18 protein-coding genes are annotated in these 20004 nt (G+C 36.0%); 11 read left to right on the top strand and 7 right to left on the bottom strand.

Annotated features, from left to right (window positions below; all coding sequences use genetic code 11):
* Positions 1–33: 33 nt before the first annotated feature.
* Together AC07UM_RS14975 and AC07UM_RS14970 are read right to left on the bottom strand one after the other, a co-directional pair.
* Entirely contained in the window at positions 34–210 is a 177-nt protein-coding gene (locus tag AC07UM_RS14975) for a BF3379 family histone-like protein (protein WP_047377485.1), read from the bottom strand.
* Positions 211–510: 300 nt separating this feature from the next.
* A complete protein-coding gene (locus AC07UM_RS14970) occupies positions 511–1926 on the bottom strand; it encodes an aminotransferase-like domain-containing protein (protein ID WP_494683914.1) in 1416 nt (471 codons plus the stop codon).
* 118 nt (positions 1927–2044) lie between these two features.
* On the opposite strand from AC07UM_RS14970, the gene AC07UM_RS14965 reads away from it, so the two are divergent.
* The 5 genes from AC07UM_RS14965 to AC07UM_RS14945 all read left to right on the top strand — a co-directional run bounded on the left by AC07UM_RS14965 (position 2045) and on the right by AC07UM_RS14945 (position 6533).
* Positions 2045–2560 (top strand): hypothetical protein, encoded by a 516-nt coding sequence (locus AC07UM_RS14965; RefSeq protein WP_494683913.1) that lies wholly within the window; start codon positions 2045–2047, stop codon positions 2558–2560.
* Between the two features lie 179 nt (positions 2561–2739).
* Positions 2740–3654 carry a helix-turn-helix domain-containing protein gene (locus AC07UM_RS14960; protein WP_494683912.1) on the top strand — a complete coding sequence of 305 codons (915 nt, stop codon included), beginning with the start codon at positions 2740–2742 and terminating at the stop codon, positions 3652–3654.
* Between the two features lie 88 nt (positions 3655–3742).
* Positions 3743–4948: an MFS transporter gene (locus AC07UM_RS14955; RefSeq protein WP_494683911.1), complete on the top strand. Its 1206-nt coding sequence runs from the start codon at positions 3743–3745 to the stop codon at positions 4946–4948.
* Between the two features lie 269 nt (positions 4949–5217).
* Entirely contained in the window at positions 5218–5694 is a 477-nt protein-coding gene (locus tag AC07UM_RS14950) for a MarR family winged helix-turn-helix transcriptional regulator (RefSeq protein WP_494683910.1), read from the top strand.
* Positions 5691–6533, top strand: a complete 843-nt coding sequence (locus AC07UM_RS14945) for a universal stress protein (protein ID WP_494683909.1) — start codon at positions 5691–5693, stop codon at positions 6531–6533. The genes AC07UM_RS14950 and AC07UM_RS14945 overlap by 4 nt, the downstream gene beginning before the upstream one ends.
* An 11-nt stretch (positions 6534–6544) precedes the next feature.
* On the opposite strand, the gene AC07UM_RS14940 is transcribed toward AC07UM_RS14945, so the two are convergent.
* Both AC07UM_RS14940 and AC07UM_RS14935 read right to left on the bottom strand, forming a co-directional pair.
* Positions 6545–7141, bottom strand: a complete 597-nt coding sequence (locus tag AC07UM_RS14940) for a Crp/Fnr family transcriptional regulator (RefSeq protein ID WP_494683908.1) — start codon at positions 7139–7141, stop codon at positions 6545–6547.
* A 113-nt stretch (positions 7142–7254) separates the two neighbouring features.
* A complete protein-coding gene (locus tag AC07UM_RS14935; RefSeq protein WP_494683907.1) occupies positions 7255–7611 on the bottom strand; it encodes a winged helix-turn-helix transcriptional regulator in 357 nt (118 codons plus the stop codon).
* Positions 7612–7726: 115 nt separating this feature from the next.
* Between AC07UM_RS14935 and AC07UM_RS14930 the strand changes: the two genes are divergently transcribed.
* A complete protein-coding gene (locus tag AC07UM_RS14930) occupies positions 7727–8329 on the top strand; it encodes an FMN-dependent NADH-azoreductase (RefSeq protein WP_152289513.1) in 603 nt (200 codons plus the stop codon).
* 90 nt (positions 8330–8419) lie between these two features.
* Here AC07UM_RS14930 and AC07UM_RS14925 read toward each other — a convergent pair whose 3' ends face one another.
* Positions 8420–9739: a M20 metallopeptidase family protein gene (locus AC07UM_RS14925; protein ID WP_494683906.1), complete on the bottom strand. Its 1320-nt coding sequence runs from the start codon at positions 9737–9739 to the stop codon at positions 8420–8422.
* A 480-nt stretch (positions 9740–10219) separates the two neighbouring features.
* Here AC07UM_RS14925 and AC07UM_RS14920 point away from each other — a divergent pair, with 480 nt between their 5' ends.
* The 5 genes from AC07UM_RS14920 to AC07UM_RS14900 all read left to right on the top strand — a co-directional run bounded on the left by AC07UM_RS14920 (position 10220) and on the right by AC07UM_RS14900 (position 17592).
* Entirely contained in the window at positions 10220–10666 is a 447-nt protein-coding gene (locus tag AC07UM_RS14920; protein WP_494683905.1) for a hypothetical protein, read from the top strand.
* The gene (locus AC07UM_RS14915; protein WP_494683904.1) at positions 10663–12738 is read left to right on the top strand and encodes a GMC oxidoreductase; all 2076 of its coding nucleotides are present in this window, start codon (positions 10663–10665) and stop codon (positions 12736–12738) included. Before AC07UM_RS14920 ends, AC07UM_RS14915 begins: the two co-directional genes overlap by 4 nt.
* Positions 12739–12742: 4 nt before the next feature.
* Positions 12743–14197 (top strand): ferritin-like domain-containing protein, encoded by a 1455-nt coding sequence (locus AC07UM_RS14910; protein WP_494683903.1) that lies wholly within the window; start codon positions 12743–12745, stop codon positions 14195–14197.
* Between the two features lie 20 nt (positions 14198–14217).
* A complete protein-coding gene (locus AC07UM_RS14905; protein ID WP_494683902.1) occupies positions 14218–15747 on the top strand; it encodes a peroxidase, FMP-type in 1530 nt (509 codons plus the stop codon).
* A gap of 777 nt (positions 15748–16524) precedes the next feature.
* On the top strand, positions 16525–17592 hold the full coding sequence (locus AC07UM_RS14900) for a serine hydrolase domain-containing protein (protein WP_494683901.1): 1068 nt from the start codon (positions 16525–16527) through the stop codon (positions 17590–17592).
* A 106-nt stretch (positions 17593–17698) separates the two neighbouring features.
* Here AC07UM_RS14900 and AC07UM_RS14895 read toward each other — a convergent pair whose 3' ends face one another.
* Together AC07UM_RS14895 and AC07UM_RS14890 are read right to left on the bottom strand one after the other, a co-directional pair.
* Positions 17699–18337, bottom strand: a complete 639-nt coding sequence (locus AC07UM_RS14895; protein WP_494683900.1) for a TetR/AcrR family transcriptional regulator — start codon at positions 18335–18337, stop codon at positions 17699–17701.
* Between the two features lie 730 nt (positions 18338–19067).
* Positions 19068–19706, bottom strand: coding sequence for a TetR/AcrR family transcriptional regulator (locus AC07UM_RS14890; protein ID WP_494683899.1), 639 nt, complete (start codon positions 19704–19706; stop codon positions 19068–19070).
* Between the last annotated feature and the right edge of the window lie 298 nt (positions 19707–20004).

Genomic DNA, 20004 nt, shown 5'->3' with positions numbered 1-20004 from the left:
AAAAACCGGCTTCAAAAGCCGGCTAAAGGTAAATTATTTCTTAGCTTCTTCTACAGAAACTTTTCTGAAATCTTTGAACAATTTGCTTAGTTCTAAAGCTGCTTTACGAGCTCTTGTACCAGCTGCTTTGTTTCCTTTTTCCGCTTGTTGGTTTGCCTCAGTTGTGAACGCCTCAAATTCTGCGTTAATTTTTTCAATTAGTTCTTTCATTTATTTAAAAATTTAGGCTGCAAATATAGGTTTTATGGTGATTCCAGCCTAATTGTGTTGAAAAAAAATAGTGGTTTTGATTATTTTTTTTGAGTCTTTCTTCAATTCAATTTAATTTTTAAAATAAAATCAAATGATGGATGGAAATTAAGCATCAATTTCAATCTGAAAACAGAATATATTTTAACCCATTAAAAATCAATTAAAAACCTGTAAGAATTGAAGAAAATTAAGTCAATCTCCTATTAAAATTCATCTGATTTCTTACCTGTTCTTACCCATTTCATTATTCCTATCGGTTTACAACAATAATTCCCTTGCTTTTCGTCCTGCATTTTCCAGTAAAACAATGCTTTCAGAAGTAATTCTCTCTGCAAAAACAATCCGGAAATGATAGTGGTATTTATCCGTAAAAGAAAAGGTATCTCCGGGAGTAAATAAAATCTGATGCTTCTCGCAATACTGATAGAATTTTTCCCGATCTATATTCTCCGGAAGCTGTCCCCAAATGCTGTATCCACCCTGCGGTCTGTGAAAATAGGAATCTTCAGGAAAAGAATTTCTTAAAACCTCCAATACCTGAGCAGCCTGCTGGTTGAGTTTTTTCCGAAACGATCGCAGATGCCTTTCATAGCTGCTCCCCTGCAATAGTTTCAGAACAAGCTCTTGATAAATAGGAGAAACAGATCGTCCCAAAACAAATTTTGCTCTTTCTGATTTTGCATAAAAAGGACCTGCATACAACCATCCTAAACGAATTCCAGGCGCTAATGTTTTTGAAAATGATGAATAGGTCATTACCACCCCGTTTTTATCAAAGCTTTTTATACTGTGTGGTCTTTGTTCTCCAAAATAAAGATCAGAATACATATCATTCTCAATGATACATAATTGATGGAATTCTGCAATACGAATGATTTCTTTTTTCATTTCATTGCTCATCATCATTCCTGTAGGGTTATGAAAGTTCGGAGTCGTGACAAGAGCCCGGATATCATTTTCTTCGCACACTTTCCGTAAGTATTCGGTATCAAAACCACTTCTGTAATGTATGGGAATCTCCATCACTTTCAAGTCCAGATGAGCAATCACCTCCAGCACAGAAAATACACACGGACTGTCAACAGCCACCACATCCCCAGCTTTAGTGACCGATTTCAAAGCGATTGTGAGTGCCTGCAAAGCGCCATCCGTAATAATAATTTCATCAGGATTGATGGTACCATCGTAAATTCCCATTTGTTTTGCAATATGTTTCCTTAATCCTTCCAGCCCGTTGGAAGGATAATATCTGAGCAAGGCTGCTCCTTTTTCACGAATCACTTCCTGCATAGTTCTGAGGATAAGCTTCTGCGGAATGAGCAAATCTCCCGGAACCGCTGTATTGAAAGAACTGAATTCCGAAGTTCTTTTGGAAGTCAGCATCATATTTTTCATAAATCCCTCATCTCTCACAACCGCAGGCAGCGTTGTCTTTGCCTCCGGAATATTTTCTTCCTGAATTCCTGCAACAAAGTAACCGGACCGAGGATTACTCCGGATCAACCCTTTGATCATGAGATATTCAAATCCATTTTGTACTGAGCTTGTACTCAGTCTGTATTTTTCTTTAATCTCCCGAACAGAAGGAAGTCTTTCATTTTTCTGCAGGATTCCATTGCGGATCTGATCCTCTATTACTTTCGTAAAAACTTCATACTTATAAGGTTTCATCATAACACAACAGCTGTACTGAACAAATTTACAAAAATACCTTCCTGTACTGGTTATATTTTAACGAACTGTATCCCTTTTGAAAGGATTAAACTTATAATTTTGAATAAAAAAAAGCCCCATGGATATCATTTCAAAATTTAAGGTAGGTTCTGAAGAGGGAATTTCTGATCTTATAACCATTATTGATTCTTCAATTTATACATTGTACAAGGAGTTTGTAAGTGAAGAAGACATTAAAAAATACATCCACCATGAAATAGACCCAAGAAAGATGATCAATGAACTGAACAACCTTTCTAACCAGCTGATTATGACGTATACTGATCAGAAACCCATCGGGTACAGTATTATAAAAAGTGGTTCTTTGCATCCCGGAATACCTAATGGAAAAAGGGCTACAGAAATCAGTTTTGTCGTTCCATCAGCATTTGATTCACAGGAAGTAAGACAGTCACTTTGGAAAAAATGCAGATCGGCAGTGAATTTTACAGATATTATTTGGATCAATATGCTGGATCACGATCCGCTTCAGGAGTTTTTAAAAGAAATAGGTTTTATATCTACAGTCAGTTCAAAGGCGGGTCCTTTTCAGCTTCCGTCGCATATTTTAGAATTGGAGATTAATAAAAAATAGATTTTTAACTACAGATTTCTCAGGTTTACACGGATGTTTCTGCATATTTTATAATAAGTAAGCGCTTTTTAATATTGATATTATTGAACTAAGCTATAATTCTCATTTTTATTATTTCACTTAAAATTAATGTAAGTGAACATTGGTTTATCTATCTTTGATTTTTATAATTTTTACCTATGAGTGATCAATTGGAAACTATAGAAGACTATTACAGACGCATCCGTAAAAACGAGGTCAAAATGTTTGATTCAGAGGAGTTTGAAACAGGAAAATCCCATTTCAATATTTCGATGCGGAGATATTGCAGCTTCAAGAGTCCCTATAACCGCCGTGATTATTATAAAATAAGTTTTATCATAGGAAAAGGCACCATTCATTATGGTACACATCAGTTGTATATTGACGGTCCGGCTTTATTTTTCCCTTCTCCAAGTATCCCGTATTCCTGGGAATGTGAAAGTGATTTTCAGGAAGGATATTTCTGTCTTTTCAATCAGGAATTTTTTAATGGAAATTCAGAATTTAACCTGTTTAAAAAAACTTCGATGTTCAAAGAATGGAGCAAGCCAGTTGTTTTTTTGACGGACGAACAGACCGAACTGGCTACTCTTTATTTTGATCAAATCTATAGGATGAATAATTCTTCCTACCCTTTCCGATGCAACAGTATCAAAAGCAATCTGGCATCTGTTATGCATCTGGCACTGGAAAACCGTTTAGAAGATATCAATCCCAATGAGCTTCCCGGGAACGTACGACTCTACAAGCTATTTGACGAATTACTCAATAAACAGTTTCCTTTGGATTCTCCTGCCTATCCACTTGCGCTAAAAAGTCCTTCTGATTTTGCCGATCATCTCAATGTGCATGTCAATCATTTGAACTCTTCCGTAAAATCTGTCACTAATCTTACTACAACACAGATCATTAAGGAAAAGATGTTTGAAGAGTCTAAAAACCTGCTGAAGTATACGAATTGGGATATTGCTCAGATAGGCTATACTTTAGGCTTTGACCAGCCGGCTCATTTTAATAATTTTTTTAAAAAACACGCCCAAACCTCACCTTTAAAATTTAAGAACTTATCCTAATATTTGATTTTTGTAATTTTTACTTTGTCTTTTAAAATCCATATTTATATTTCTTGAGCTATTTTTGCATGGTAAAAAATGAATGAATATGTTGAAAGATGCATCTGAAAAAAGAATCAGATTAATTACTATTATGGCTTTCGTGTCGATCCCGCTTTCGGGGTTTGTCACGGACATTTATTTACCATCGTTTCCTTCTATGGCTAAAGAAATGATGGTTTCAGAAAAAGATATCCAGATCACTTTAACTTCATATCTTCTGAGCTACGGAATTTCACAATTATTTGTAGGAGGAATTCTGGACAGTATCGGCCGTTATCGTCCCAAATTGATAGCATTGTTTCTATTGATTCTGACCAGTATTTTAATTACAATGACAAACAGTATTTTACTGATCTGTCTGCTTCGTATTCTTCAGGGAGCAGCTGTTTCCGTTCTTGTAGTCGCAACCCGTGCTATTTTTGTAGATCTTTATGATTCGGAGAAAGTGAAGCACTATCTGAGTTATTTTACAATTGTATGGTCGTGCGGACCAATTCTGGCGCCTTTCTTAGGGGGCTATCTTGAAAAACTTTTTAACTGGCATGCTAATTTTTATTTTCTTGCTGCGTACGCCGGACTTCTTTTCCTTTTCGAATGGTTCTTCAGTGGTGAAAGTCTTCCTCAGAAAAAGAAACTGGATCTGTCAGAGAATATTAGTCTTTACAAAATGATGCTTAAGAACAGGATTTTCATGCTTGGAATTTTCATTTTGGGATTAAGCTACTCTATTGTGATGTTATTTAATATTACCGGACCTTTTATTATTGAAAATACCTTTCATTTCACCCCGGTAGTCATTGGATATTGTACCTTGATTTTAGGTTTTTCCTGGATGATCGGAGGGTTTATCGGAAAACGCAGGCTGACTCTTGATTTTAAACCAAGAATCTTACAGCCTATCCTTCTGCAGCTGGTCCTGATTACAGGTTTGATCATCACCAGTTACTATGCACAAAGTCTTTTCATTATGATTCCTTTTGCGTTTTTCATTCATATCTGTTCCGGAATTTTATTTACCTCATTTTTTACGACAAGTATGCTGTACTTTCCTAAAAATGCAGGAACTGCCGGCGGACTGATGGGTGGATTGGTGTATGTGATTACTTCAATAACAAGTTTTATCATTTCAGTGAGTGGAACGGTAACTGATCAAAAAGACCTTTCCTGGCGTTACCTGATCATCGCCTGTTTTCTATTGGGGATTATCCTTATTATGAATCAAGCCGTTAAAAAAGAAAAAGCAGAGAGTTAGTCTCTGCTTTTTTATTTGATACTTTCAAGGTACAATCGGATGGTAGAACTCTTCGTCTTTAGTGGCATGTAGCGATGTGATCTTTTCCGGATCTTATAGTCATCATACAGGAGTAAGATTGCATTTCAATTTATTTACAAGCTGACATATACTATTTTACACCTAATTAGTTTTAATTAAAACTAATTTTACGTATATTTGTTAGGATAAGCTATGCAATAAAATCTTTTCGATATGCATCTTATCCTGCTATATTATATTGTAAAAGTATGCCTGTACAACAGAATAATATTTCGGAACTAGCTCTGGAGCTAGGCCTGGCCATGAGTGAAATGAAAAGCCGCCTTCGACAGAAGATTCAGACTACCATTAATGAATATGATCCGGATCTTTCTTTTGAACTGATTGAGATTCTGGGATTACTTTCACGCAATAATGGCATCAACCAGCAGGAAATAGGGAATAAAGTAAGCAAAGACAAATCAAGCATCACTTATCTTATCAACAGCCTTGTAAAGCGGGATCTGGTTGAACGGATAGCATATAAAAACGACCGGAGGAATAAGCAGATCTTCTTAACTGTGAAAGGGAAACAGATTGTAGAAACTGTTTATCCATGGGCATTGAATCTTTATAAAAAAGCAGCTGGAGATATTGATGAAGAAGAGATCAGCAAAGCTCTTCTGTTAGTAAAAAAAATGACAGCAAATCTGGAAGAATCAGGATCAAAAAATGATATACTATGAGAACAATCCTTGTACCCATTGATTTTACATCAACTACGGAAAATGCAGTAAGAGTTGCCGCAGACTGGGCAGAAACCTATGAATATCAAAACATCATCTTACTAAAAACAGCGGGAGAATCTGAGTTTGATTATCTGCATATTGCAGAGGGGCATTCTTTTGTCAATGAAGAAAGTCTCAATAATCTGCTTCAAAGAACAGAGTTATTATTTGACCAGTTAAGCAGTATCATTACAGAAAAACACCCTGACCTCAAGGTTTCCAGAGTGTTAAGTGACTGGGCTCTTACCAGAAGTATCAATGAGCTTTTAAAGAATGAACCGTCTGTAGAACTCATTATTCTGGGCAGTGACGACGCAACCTCTTCCAATGAAAGCTTTGTTTCTGATAATATTATAAGCATTGCAAGAACGAGCCCTGTAAAGACCTTAATTGTTCCCAACAGCTATCACTACACCCCCATTAAAAATATATTTATTCCTTGTGATATAAAGGGAATTAAAAGATTACAGAGATTATTTCATCACAAATCTGTTATTCATAAACAAGATGTTCGGTTGTTGTTTTTAAACATCAAGACCAGTGAAAAAGAGGATGAGGATAAAAAACGGGAACTGGAAAACTATATCCGCGAACATTTAACGGAAATTCCGAGCAGTATTCATTATTCTTATGATAAAGATGTTATTAATGGTATTCTGACTTTCGCCACCTCCCATGCAGCTGACCTTATTATTGCATTACCCGGTGAGCACAGCTTTTTGTATTATCTGGCAAGCAGAAGTATTTCTGAGGGAATTTACCAAAATACCCATCAGCCTGTATTGATCTTAAAATAAATCACTGAAGACTAATAGTAAATTTTAGAGCTTTCAATTTTAACAAGTTTCTGTTCCTGCATTTTTTTGACATATCTGATCACCGTTTCTACCCGAAGACCGGTAAGAGTCGCTATTTGCTGTCTGGTATAGGGAATCAGAAATGAGTAAGATTCTTCAAAACCGAAATAGTTTTTTATATGATCAAAAAGCTTACTAAGTTTTATAATAGGATCCGGAATTGCCAGAAAACTGGAAACTAAATACCGGAAATGCATCCTGTCGGCTGTATATTTATTAATCTCCAGCATTAATGCAGGAGTTTCCAATAGTATTTGCAGGAATTTGGCTTTAGAAATCTTAATCACTTCACAGCTGGTCACTGCAATCGCATTGACTGCGTAATGATGGTCTGTAAATAAGTAACTCTCACCGATGCAATGACCATCAAAAGGAAGCCCGTGAACAAATTCTTTTCCGTCTTCTAAAAAAGTATTCAGTTTCGCAGTGCCGTACTTTATCTGAAAATAATATTTTGCCGCAGTTCCTTCCTGAAAAATAACATCTCCAGCTTCATATTTTTCCAGACTGGCTCCCCAGGAAAATAATAAGTCTTCGCATATGATCATCTTGTCATTATTAATTGAGTAAAAGTATATAAAGTATGATTAATGGTACAACCCATAAAATAGAACAAAAAATGCAGTATTTCACGGTACCAACCTACTCTTCTGTTGTGTTATCAGGCTGTAATTTTCTTTTTATGTTTTACCCCCCAATCAGCCAGGGCAGCAATTACATCTTTCAGTGATTCACTGTATTCTGTAGGAACATATTCTACCAAAACGGGCTTGTGATCGCTGAGAACCGTTCTTTCTACCAAATGATTAACCTCCAGTTTTTTTAATTCGCTGGATAATACTCGTGCCGAAATTCCATTGATGGTCCGCTGCAATTCATTGAACCGTGTATGTCCACCCAAAATAGCAATCATAACCCGTATGGTCCATCTCCCGCCAAGAACATACAAAGCATCCTCAGTTGCAGACAGATGAGTGCTGCATTGTGGCCGTGAATACACTATTTTTTCTTCTTCCATTCTTTTTTTTTTATTGTTACTAACCTAAATGTTATTACTAACCTTTTGGTAACTACTATCTTTTTATTAGTAAATATAGATAATTTTGAAACATCAATTTTAAAAAAATAAAAAAATGAAACAAGTACTTCATATTATCTCAAGCCCAAGAAGCGAATCATCAGTCAGCAAAAAACTGGGAAATGCTGTTGTAGAAAAAATTACCGCAAAATATCCTGACAGTATTTTCAAAAAACGTGATTTGACCAATCCTCTTTTTCCTCATTTGGAAGAAGCCCATATCAATGCATTTTTCACCCCGGCTGAAAACCGTACTTCTGAGCAATTGGAAACTGTAAAACTTTCTGATACGGTGATTGCTGAGCTTCATGAGGCTGACATTATCATCATTGAAGCTCCTCTTTATAATTTCAGTATCACTTCTACACTGAAGTCATGGCTTGATCATATTGCAAGGGCAGGACAAACTTTCAGTTACAGTGAAAACGGTCCTGAAGGTTTGGTGAAAAACAAGAAAGTATATCTTGCTTTTTCAAGTGGCGGTGTTTATTCTGAAGGAGAAAGACAAGCTTATGATTTTGTAGTTCCTTATTTAAAACAAACTTTAGGATTTATGGGAATGACGGATATTTCTGTGGTCCGTGCAGAAGGGCTTTCTGTTCCGGTTATTCAGGACACAGCATTACAGAAAGGCATTGAAAGTATTGTTGTAGAGTAAGAAATTAAAAATGCTGTTCTTTTTTGAGGACAGCATTTTTTATATAGAATACATTTCTTTACCTGGGATTTTGTTTGAAATAATTGCAGCTTAATTGCTATTAAGACGTTCTATAATGAACGATGAAAAGCATTTTACTCCGGTTCTGATGCTTTCCTCGTCCACCTGAAAATTAGGAGAATGATTCATTGCAATCACTCCTTTTTCAAAATTAGAACCACCAAGAAAGAAGTAAACTCCCGGAATTTTTTGTTGAAAATAAGCAAAGTCATCATTAAAAAACGGAACCTGCCCGTAAGCTATAACAACTGTATTTTTCCCATACATATTCTGAAGGATCTCTGCTGCTGAACGGGTCAATTTTTCATTATTGATAACGGTTGGATTTCCCTGCGTAAATGAAACAGAGAGAAGTTGGTCTTTGTAACCATTATCCTCAATAACCTTTTGTACTTCTGGAATTATCTTATCTACATGAGAGAAATTCGTCTCATATACATAGGCTTCAAGAAAAGATTCATTATTTTTAGAATAGGCCGCTAATTTTCCGTCTATGAAGAGATAATCTTTGAAAATAGTATCCGGATTTGTCAGTCCGATTGTAGGATCAACTATCGATTGTATTTCCCATGGTTTACTTCCGGCAGAAGCACGAAATAAAGAATTGCTGATCTTTTTTGTTAATTCCTTTATTTGTTCTTCGGACAATCCATTTTTCAACTGAATCTTTATTTTCTTTTGATAGGCAAACATTTCATTGGGTTTCACCATGATCTGTCCGGCTGGTATTGCTGTTACATGCAATCCATAAATTTCTTCAGGATGTATTTTGGAAAGCAACCCGCTATTCAGCATTTCTTTTGCGCCTTTGAATGTTTCCTCTTCAGGCTGAAATATGAAATAAACGGTTCCTTTTAATGACTTTTTATTTTTTGCGAGAACTTCAGCAATTCCTAGCCCAACCGCCATATGAATATCATGACCACAACCATGCTGAACACCTTTTACTTTCGATTTGAAAGTCTCCGGATCCGGATAATCATTGGGTAATGCATCCATATCTGATCTCCATGCTATTTTTTTTCCTTTCTTATCCCCTTTCAGGATTCCTACAACGCCATATCCATAAACATCCGTTTGAACTTCCAATCCTAAATCAAGCAGATACTGTTTTATCTTTTCCTGAGTTTGCACTTCCTTGCCTGCGAGTTCCGGATTTTCATGAAAATTTCTTCTGACAGCAACCAACTTATTAAATATTCTGTCTGTTTCAAGCTGAACGGATTGATGTGCCGACTGTTCTTTTAGATTTTTGGACAAATGAAAAGCGATTTCTTTTTTATCCTTCAGTTGTTGCGCTGATAAGGCAAAAGAGGTCAGGCATAGTATGGTTAAAGTAAGTTTTTTCATGGTTTGAAACAATTATTATAATTATAGAAACACCTGCAGTATTTTATTTCTTTGACGCCTAAGATAAGACTATTCATCTTTAGATTTAAAAACATTTTCATCTCACACAATTTCAGTGTTTTATTTTCAAATACCAGCATCATCTATACCTATTTTAACTACAAAATATCCTACCATATTATTTAAATTAATTCTAAACTAGGTGAAAACAAAAATCCAGAAAACCCTTTTGTATAAAGGATTATGTACAAATTCACAAACAATAACTACTATAAATTACGTAGAAATACTGAATCTTATCTACCAGGATCTGATTAATTTCGATTTAACAAAAATTGATAACTATGGATCGCTTGAAAGACATGCATTCCTTTCTGAAAAAAGAGATGGTATCTGAAAAATCCGGCAGCTGTAGATCAATCAGCATGAACATCTCCTGTTGAAAGGAGTTGAAGATATCTAACCCAAATTTTTAACGAAATGAACATTATTAACAAAATCCTCAACGTCGACGATTATTATTTCGACGTGTTTATGTCTATCTCGGAAGCGCTTGCCGGATTTACGGTCAACGAATTACAGTCTACTGGTTTGGCAGAAACTTATTACACTTACGTTCTCAAAAGCTTAGATGCTGCTACTTTTGTAGAATTTCTTACTGTTTCTAAAAATATTCTCGAAAGCTCTTCCGATGAAGATCAGTTAAAAAACGCCATTCAATCCGAAATTATAGCAAAACCGGGAATGAATGATATTGCCGGGAAGATGATTACCATGTGGTATCTGGGAACCTGGGAAGGAGCTTATATCAATGATCTTTCTTACAAAGAGGGTCTTGTCTGGAACCTGATGCACTCCCATCCACCCGGAGCAAAACAGCCTGGCTACAAATCATGGAATATTAAACCTGTAAACAGTAACTCATGAGCCAGACGAATAACAAAAAAGATGTGATCATCGTAGGAACGGGGATCGCAGGGTCATTAATCGCAAAACTATTGTCCGATCACGTATTTGATATAACCAAAGGAAAAATGATCCATCGTGCAGATGCCGGAAAATCGGATAATATTAAGGAAATCTCAATACTCATGTATGAGGCGGGACTGGAAGCAGGACTGGAACTGGATTCCGTATCCTCAATGACCACATATAATGAATATATCCGTACTTTTTACAGAGAGGAAGCCAAAGTTCCCAATTCTCCTTATCCAAATTTAAAGCAAGCTCCTTCCCCCAATGTTCTCGATATGGAACATATTGTTCAACCGTATCCCGATAAAAAAGGATATCTGGTTCAGTTTGGGCCAATGCCTTTTGCCAGTGATGCTATCAGAGTGGGTGGCGGAACGACACTTCACTGGCTGGGAACTACTCCAAGAATGCTTCCCAACGATTTCAAACTTACTGAAAAGTATGGCATTACTATTCCAAAGCCTGACTCTGATGAAAAAACTCCTGTCAACTGGCCGATAAGCTATGATGAATTAAGGCCTTATTATGAAATGGCAGAATTCGAAATCGGAGTTTCCGGAGATGTTTCCAGACAGGAATATCCTATTGATGAAAAAATGGAAGAATATTATGGAAATTACGTATTCCCTATGGAAGAAATTCCTCAGAGTTATATGGATCATAAGATTATTGAGGGGCTTAAAGGCACAAGCGTGAAACTAAGTTCCGGAGAAATTCCTTTAATGATGATCCCATCTCCACAGGGAAGAAATTCCATTCCGAATCCAAAATACGGAAAGACAAAGATCATCAAAGCTGAACCTAAAGAAACGGGATATAAACTTGTTTTAGATAGCTCAGAAAAGGAAGAATACAAAGCTCTTGGCTCTGTATGGAACCCTTATATGGGAGAACGCTGTGAAGGAAATGCTTCGTGTGTTCCTATCTGTCCTGTCCAGGCTAAATACAATGCTTTGAAAACATTGAAAAAAGCTTTATATAAAATCAATGAGAATGAAAACCTTAAGCGTAATCCATATATGCAGATTCAGGCTCAGAGTGTAGTATATAGGCTAAGCATTGACCAAAATGATAAAGATAAAATATCCAAGGTTCATTTAAGAAGATATACTTCAAAAGAGAAAACAGATTTTGTTGAAGAATCCATTGATACTTCAGATGCCATTGTGATTTTGGCTGCTAATGCTTTTGAAAACCCAAAAATTCTACTGAACTCCAAATATACCATTAACAACGTTGTAAAAACGGCTGCTAACAGCAGTGACCAGGTAGGAAGAAACCTGATGGATCATATGGTAATGCTTACGTGGGGACTTTTCCCAGAACCGGTATATCCGTACAGAGGTCCCGGTTCGACTACAAACATTTCATCTTTCCGTGATGGAAATTTCAGAGGTGAATTTTCAGCGTGGATCTCTCCGCTTGACAACTGGGGATGGGGATGGCCGGCATTTTCTCCAGGTTCTGATGTGGCCTACTTTATCAAAGATAAACGTTTTGGGGCAGAATTAAGAGAAAAGCTCACCGACAGACTTTCTAAGCAGGTACTATTTCATTTTGAAATTGAACAGCTTCCCAATCCAAACAACAGGGTTACCATTAACGATCAATATCTGGATGTCCTTGGAATTCCACGTCCTGTTATTCATTATGAACTGACGGAATACGAAATGAAAGCCATGGAACAGGCGAAACATGCTTCTGATCAAATGTTTAAAAGATTAAACATTGAGGATTTCACAAAATATACTGTGGAAGACAAAAATTCTGTAATCTACAATGGAGAAAGATATTCTTACAACGGTGCAGGCCATATTGTGGGAACTCACAGAATGGGTTCTACAGCAGAAGATTCTGTAACCAACAGCTACTGTAAAACTTGGGATCACCCGAATTTATACGTTGTAGGAGCTGGAAATATGACAACTCTGGGAACTTCAAATCCTACTTTAACCTTATCAGCATTCACGATCCGTTCGGTAGAATCTATCCTTGCTGATCTTGAAATTCAACTAAAAAAATAAAAACATGAGACAAAGACTTATTAATAAAACAACACAGCCACAGGAAACCTTATTAACAACAGGAAGAATGGCTGCACGAAACGCTGTGGTTACAGAAGCCATTTCCTTATCTTCTTTATTATTTGATTCAACGCTTAGCAAAGAAGATTGGGTTGAAGGATTAAAACATCACAGCAAAATGGTAACGAGCCTTTTGCTCAATGATCAGATTCAAGAATTTAATGCTTATCTGGAATCTCAATCAGGTTCAGAGATTTCAGGAGTAAAAAAAGGTTTAGCCGATGTTGATTACCGTCCGGTTTTACAGGACCTTTTACAGACAGCCATTCTCATCGAACACTCTACCATCCCTCCTTATCTTACTGCGTTGTATTCCATAAAGGATGGAACCAATGCTCTGGCTTCCCAGATTATCAGAAGTGTTGCCGTGGAAGAAATGCTTCACCTGATTATGGTTTGTAATGTCCTGAATGCAATCGATATCCAACCTTCTGTAAACAAACAGCAGAACTACCCTACTTATCCTATGAAATTGCCGATGAACGTTGATTTCTATGTGGGTCTGGAAACATTCTCAAGCAACAGTATTGCTACATTTATTGCAATTGAAAGTCCAAGTACAACTTTGATAAAAGCTCCTAAATATGATTACGAAACAGAAACTTCTGAATTATATTCTCAAAGAGCTTCCATACAGGAAAACAACTTCTGGACTCTTGAAAATATGAAAGGTTTCATCATGGCAAATGTACACACCATTGGTGAGTATTATGATGTTTTATTCTTCTACATTGTTGTTTTCCAAATCATGGCTTATTACAAAGAACATGGAAGCCTTCCGAAAAATTTTGAGGATCTAAATAAAGGAGGAATTTTCACAGGAAAGCCGGAAAAACAAATCCGTCCTGAGCAATATTATGGAAGCGGAGGGAAATTACACTCTGTAGAAGCTTTGGCCGGGGTAATCGCCGTTTTCCAGGAAATCAAAGGGCAAGGTGAAGGAGCTGACGATTCTATTTTTGATGTTGATCCGTCACAGTTTGAAGAAGGCGTAGAATTGGCTCACTATTTCAGATTTAAAGAAGTTTTCCATGAGCATTTTTATCTTGGAGGAAACTATGAACCTTTTATGGATGAAAACGGAATGATGCCTGTCACTACACCACCCACCGGGAAAGATTTACCTGTAGACTGGAACCAGGCATACCCGATGAAACCTAATCCTAAGCTGGAAGACTATAAAAAGAACAAAGAGCTCTATGCCCAGGGCGTTGAGTTTAATAAAACCTATAAGCGTTTGTTAGATGCCATTCAAAGTGCTGTGGAAGGAAATCAAAGGGAACTGGAAAAATCCATTATGTACATGTATGCCCTGAAAGAGCAGGCAGTGGGTCTGATGAAACAACCATTGGATTCTCAGACTAATGCAGGTCCTACTTTCGAATACATCAATTTATAACCCTAAAAAAACGATACATCATGCTTAAAAGAAAAAAAGAAAGTCCCGAAGCGGGAGGTGAACAGTTATTCCGTAAAATGCCTGGTAAGAACCAGGAATCTTTGGCAGAATTAATGGACGGATATTCAAAACTTCTTATCGATGATCCTGTAAGACCGTTTAGAGAAGAAAATCTGCAGGCAATAGAAAACAGTGTAGATTATGGAATTCTTGAAGCGCTTGATGGAACTTGGGTAAGTTATAATGTGAATTACAATAAAGACATTACCAAACCTTCATTAGCGAGCGGAGTACATACTACCATTATGCCTTCTCCTGGCACCAATTCCGGGACCATTCCCGGTAAATTTGCTTTTGACAGTGAAGAATATATTGAGAAGCTAACATTTTCCATCGTTCCTGGTGGAGTTCGTAATCGTGGTGGTGCAAGTGAACTTTTCTGCGGAGCTGTTAAATACGAGCAAAGTATTAAAAGTGTTAATACTGTAGAAGGACAAAACGCATTAAAATACACCCCTATTCATGAAGAAAACGGGATGTATCTATGGCTGAGTGACGTCTACAATCATGCTGCAACGAAGGAATCTATTAAAAGAGACCGTGGTATTCATGCTATTTCTACAGAAGATGCTGAAAAGTATGGATATACAGGAGAATACAGAGATGAACCTTTGGTAAGGGTAACACCAGACGGGGAAGAAAAAAAATATATCCTACTGAGCCAGCTGGAGCCGGGACAGCCTTATTATGAGATTATTCCAGCGCAGGAAATAAAGCCGGGAGCAGGGGTTGATGGCCCTTATTTTATTCCGGACTACTCTATTTCGCGAAGTGGCGTCATTCCTCATGGAAGTACCATTACTTTATTGGGAGATATTGCTGCTCAAAGTAATTCTGAAGGTGATACTATTTATTTAATTGACGGTTCCCCTAAATTCCCTTATGGCAAAGAAGCATGGGACACTAATCATCTCTCCATTTCAAGGACGATGGGTAACGCAGGAGTAACCTCTGACAATATCATTGATCTTGATAAGCCTGCACCGGACTGGGTACATGAAACTTTAAATGATAAAAATGATCCGGGTTCAAACAAAATTTATACCCAGAGAATATTGGCAGACGATTTATATCCTTATTCTGTAAGACCTGATCTAAGGCTTAGAGATACATTAAGAGGTCAGGAAGTGAGCAATTACGTTCATGTTAAGATGTCATCAAAAATGAAAACCGGAGCGCAGGGAGGCGTTTTAAATGTTCCTTTTGTGAATCGCTTTGTTCCTACTGTTGAAGTGGATATGGATATGTGGATTGAAACGGTAATTGAAGACGGAAAAGAAATTCTTCAGCTTCAATATGAGCAAATTGTATTTTTCGAATTTGATTTCGGAAATGACGGAGGTACTACGAGCTGGCCTCATATCCAGGTAAATACGCTTCGTAAACTGGAAGATATTCCTGAAGACCAGAGAAAAGTAATTGAAGAGCAGTTCTTTGCTCCTGCAGGAAATTCTCTTGCTGCTTCCGGATGTCCTTATCACAAAGGATAATATTGAAAAAACAGGTAGGATCTTCTAACCGCATCAATATCCGTAATAAAAAGTAGGAGGCCTTTATGGTCTCCTATTTCTGTGAAACGCCTTTTCATATAGGGTCATTTATCTTTACAAACTCCATTTTCTCCATATCAAAAAACAACATAAAATCATGATTTACGGCCTGTTGATTTCAGATCGTTTATAGCATTAGCACTACGGTTTGAACGGGTAGTAAAAAAATAGATTACTTCAATCTAATTTTTATAAAAGTTCAGATGCAAACAAAAAAAGACTACCCAATTATGAACAAAAAAATAATAAATGGATAAGAGTAATTTATTAATTATTGTAACAGTAATCTCTCTGTTCTTTTCATTTTTTTTTGCATTTTTTCTCATTACAGTCAAAACAAAGCCTAAAACGAGCAATTATCTTTTTACGGTTTTTCTCATCATCACTTCAATAGACACCAGCGAACCTTTATTGAGATTAATAAGTGATGTTCTTTCCAATCTTTGAATGCTCAGAAATACAATTACTTTTCTACAGATTCCCATTTAATTCAAAATCTTCTTTTAATACTGCTTTTAAAAAACATATTGGAAACACGCCAACAACCCATCGTAAAACACTACAAAACAAAACGTTGTAATTACTCGTACTTTTTTTCAAAGTATCCGAACTCATTTTTCTGACCAAATCCGCCCGATTACATGTACTCGGTCGCATAGAATAGGCTTCTTTCTCACATTTGTATCATAATAATGTTTAACCCTCAATAACGATACAATGAAAACTTCATTCAACTTTTTAGCCGTGCTATTATTAAGCACTTTTACTTTTGGACAGAATGTAAACCAAAAGATAGATTCATTAATAAAGGATAATTTTCAAAAAAACCCTGAGGTAGGAATCAGCGTTGGTCTGATCAAAAATAATGAGAAATACTTTACCGCATATGGTAATCTGAATGCAGAAACACCAATTAAAATTGATAAAAATTCCCTATTTGAAATTGCATCCATTACTAAAATTTTAACGTCTAATTTAATTGCACAAGCTGCTCTTGACCATACAATAAAATTGGATGATTATATAGACAATTATCTTCCCAAAGACTATGTTCTCCATAAAAACCTTAGAAATAAAATAAAAATTTCAGATCTGGCTTCTCATCAGTCAGGCTTGCCTGATGTTGATTTCGGAAAACTCGTAGAGCTTAATCCACAACAACCTGTCAGTAGTGTAACTCAGAAAACATTAGCCGATATTATCAATAATTGCAGTGAGCTGGCTGATTATGGCAAATACCGCTACTCTACTATTGGATATACCCTGCTGGGACAAATAGTAGAAAAAGTATATGGCAAGAGCTACGACGAAATTATCAGAATGAAAATAATAAAACCTTTGCAGATGAATAATACATTCACTAAAGATTTTGACGTAAAAAACAGAACTGTGGGTCATAATCCTGAGGGCGGTATTCAGGAGTTTTTCAAATGGAACATTACAGCTCCTGCGGGATTGGTAAAGTCAAGCGCTTCTGATATGCTTCTCTATTTAAAAGAGGTTCTCAATAAGGAAACAACCATCGGTAAAGCGGCAATCCTTACAGAAAACATCTTCTATAAAGATGAAAAAAGAGAAATGGGACTCGGGGTAAACATTTCTACAGATGATGGTGACACCCTTTATTTAAAATCAGGAGATTCTATGGGACAATCTTCAATTATATGCTACAACAGAGCTAAAAACTGGGGTTTCATCATTCTTCTTAATCAAAGAAATTCAAAAATGAGACAAAACCTACTGGCTAAAATTAATGATATCTTATTAAAACAATACATAAACTGAGTGACTATCCGTCAACAATTGCTGGTCAATTACTCATCAATTATGAAAACTAAGGGGCAGTTTCTGCCTCTTTTTATTTTCTTACAGCATAATACCTTTTCAAATATTACAATCCCTCATACGTTTGATCTACCATAAAAGATATTGCTTTTTTAATATTGGCACGTCCTTCTGGCGTGTTGACATCTATTCCGCAAAAAATACTGCCATTCAGGGAAGCAAACATATTCAAATAATAAAGCCCTGAAACCATAATTGCCATAATAGAACGATACACTTCCATATTTCCTTTGAAACGGGACTCCATCAATAATTTAAAAATATATTCACCGTTTTCTTCCTGAGTATCGATCAGTTTTTTTAATGATTTTCGGGGTTCAGATATCGTCCACAACAACAATTTCTGAGCTTCTTTGTTGGTGTACACATAGTCAAATTGTGACAGCAGCATATGCTCAATAAACTGTCTTCCTCCGTCTTCAAGGTTCGGCTTCATTTTTTCGACTTCTTCACTTGTTGCTTTCACCCAAAAATCTTGTGTACGGAGATATTCGTCCATCAAGCCGTCCATTCCGCCAAAATAGGTGTAGATCATCTTTTTATCTACCCCAGCTGTCGCAGCAATATCATTGATTTTCAAACCGGCATATCCTTTCGTCTTCAGAATTTTCCCAACGGCATCCAAAAACTTCTTTTTACTGCGTTCTTTGTTCCTAATACTCCCCGATGCTGACTTTCTTTCCATAATTCAAGATTCTATCATACAAGTTTAAGAATTTTTTTTATTATTTTAGACACCAAGAAGTGTCTAATTACATCTAATTGTATATATTTGCACAAACTAATAACCATTTTATATAAAGTGACGATTGAAGTTGCATGATTAAGAGAGTTCAGATTGTATCGTTAGTTCCCTCAGTTTAAAATATTTCGAACATTAACGACTGAGGTAACAACACAACCCAACGGCGTCATTTTCTATAATGATGCCGTTTTTTTATTTTTTGAAGAAAGTAAATAAATCTTTTAAAAGGATATAATACGCAACATGTACTTTTTTGTGAATGAAATTCATATTTCAAGGCTTGAAAAGACGGTAATATTTTGTTTTTGGGAATGCAAATGGGGAGTTATTACCCGATATAAGAAGGTTTTATTTTCAACAATAAAAATAATTACATTGAAAATCAACAAATTAAAAGCAAATTTAAAAAAAACATCATTTTGCACACTTTACAGTGTCTTATTTATATATATTTGTAGAAACTAAGACCATCTATATATTAAAACACTATTCAGGTTGAAAAAATAAACAATTTAAATTGTATTATTATGTTCCCTTACTTTAAGACAATTTCGAACACGAAACAACTAAGGTAGAAACACAACCCATAACAAGCCATTAGATTTCTAATGGTTTGTTTTTTTACTGAAAACTTTCCTCCATTACAATTTCCATTTCTATTACCTGAACATTACAGGTTTTCATAAGTGTGGTTTATTAAAAAAGAAATCGCTTTTTTGATTTTATCTCTTCCTTTAGAACTGTTGACGTCTATTCCACAGAAAATGCTACCATTGATAGCAGCATACATATTCAGATAATAAAGCCCTGAAACCATAATCGCCATAACAGAACGCACATCTTCTGCATTTTCTTTGAAGTGGGAATCCATCAGGAGTTTAAAAATATATTCACCATTTTCTTCCTGTGTATCAGTCAGTTTTCTCAATGCTTTTCGGGGCTCAGATAAGCGCCATAGCAGTAATTTTTGTGCTTCTTTGTTTTCATAAACATAATCAAACTGGGAAAGCAGCATGTTTTCCATGAATGATTTGCCGCCATCATCTAATTTGGGTTTTATTTTTTCAACTTCTTCTGTAGTTATTTTACTCCAATAGTCCTGGGATCGGATGTATTCGTCTATCAGACCATCCATCCCCCCAAAATAATTATAGATCATCTTCTTATCTACCCCAGCTGCAGCTGCAATATCATTCACCTTCAATCCAGTATACCCTTTTGTTCGAAGTATCTTTCCCACTGCATCTAAAAATTTTTTTTTACTGCGTTCTTTGTTCCGGATACTTCCTGCAACTGACTTTCTTTCCATGGTAAACTTTCAATTCTACAAGTTTATGAAATTTTTTTCATGTTAGACACTTTTTAGTGTCTAAATTTATATATTTGCAAAAACTAATAACCATTTTTATTTAAAGTGACGATTGAAGTTGCATGATTAAGAGAGTTCAAATTGTATCGTTAGTTCCCTCAGTTCAAAATGTTTTAACATTCAATAACTGAGGTAAAACATTACTCAAGCAGCATCATTATCAATATAATGGTGCTGTTTTTATTTCTGAAAAGCATTTTTTGGATTTTTATACTCAATGAATACCTCTTACATTTCA

Source organism: Chryseobacterium sp. GW821-FHT04C04 (assembly GCF_059420365.1).
The sequence above is the reverse complement of the archived record's forward strand: the minus strand, read 5'-3'. Positions and strand labels throughout refer to the sequence as shown.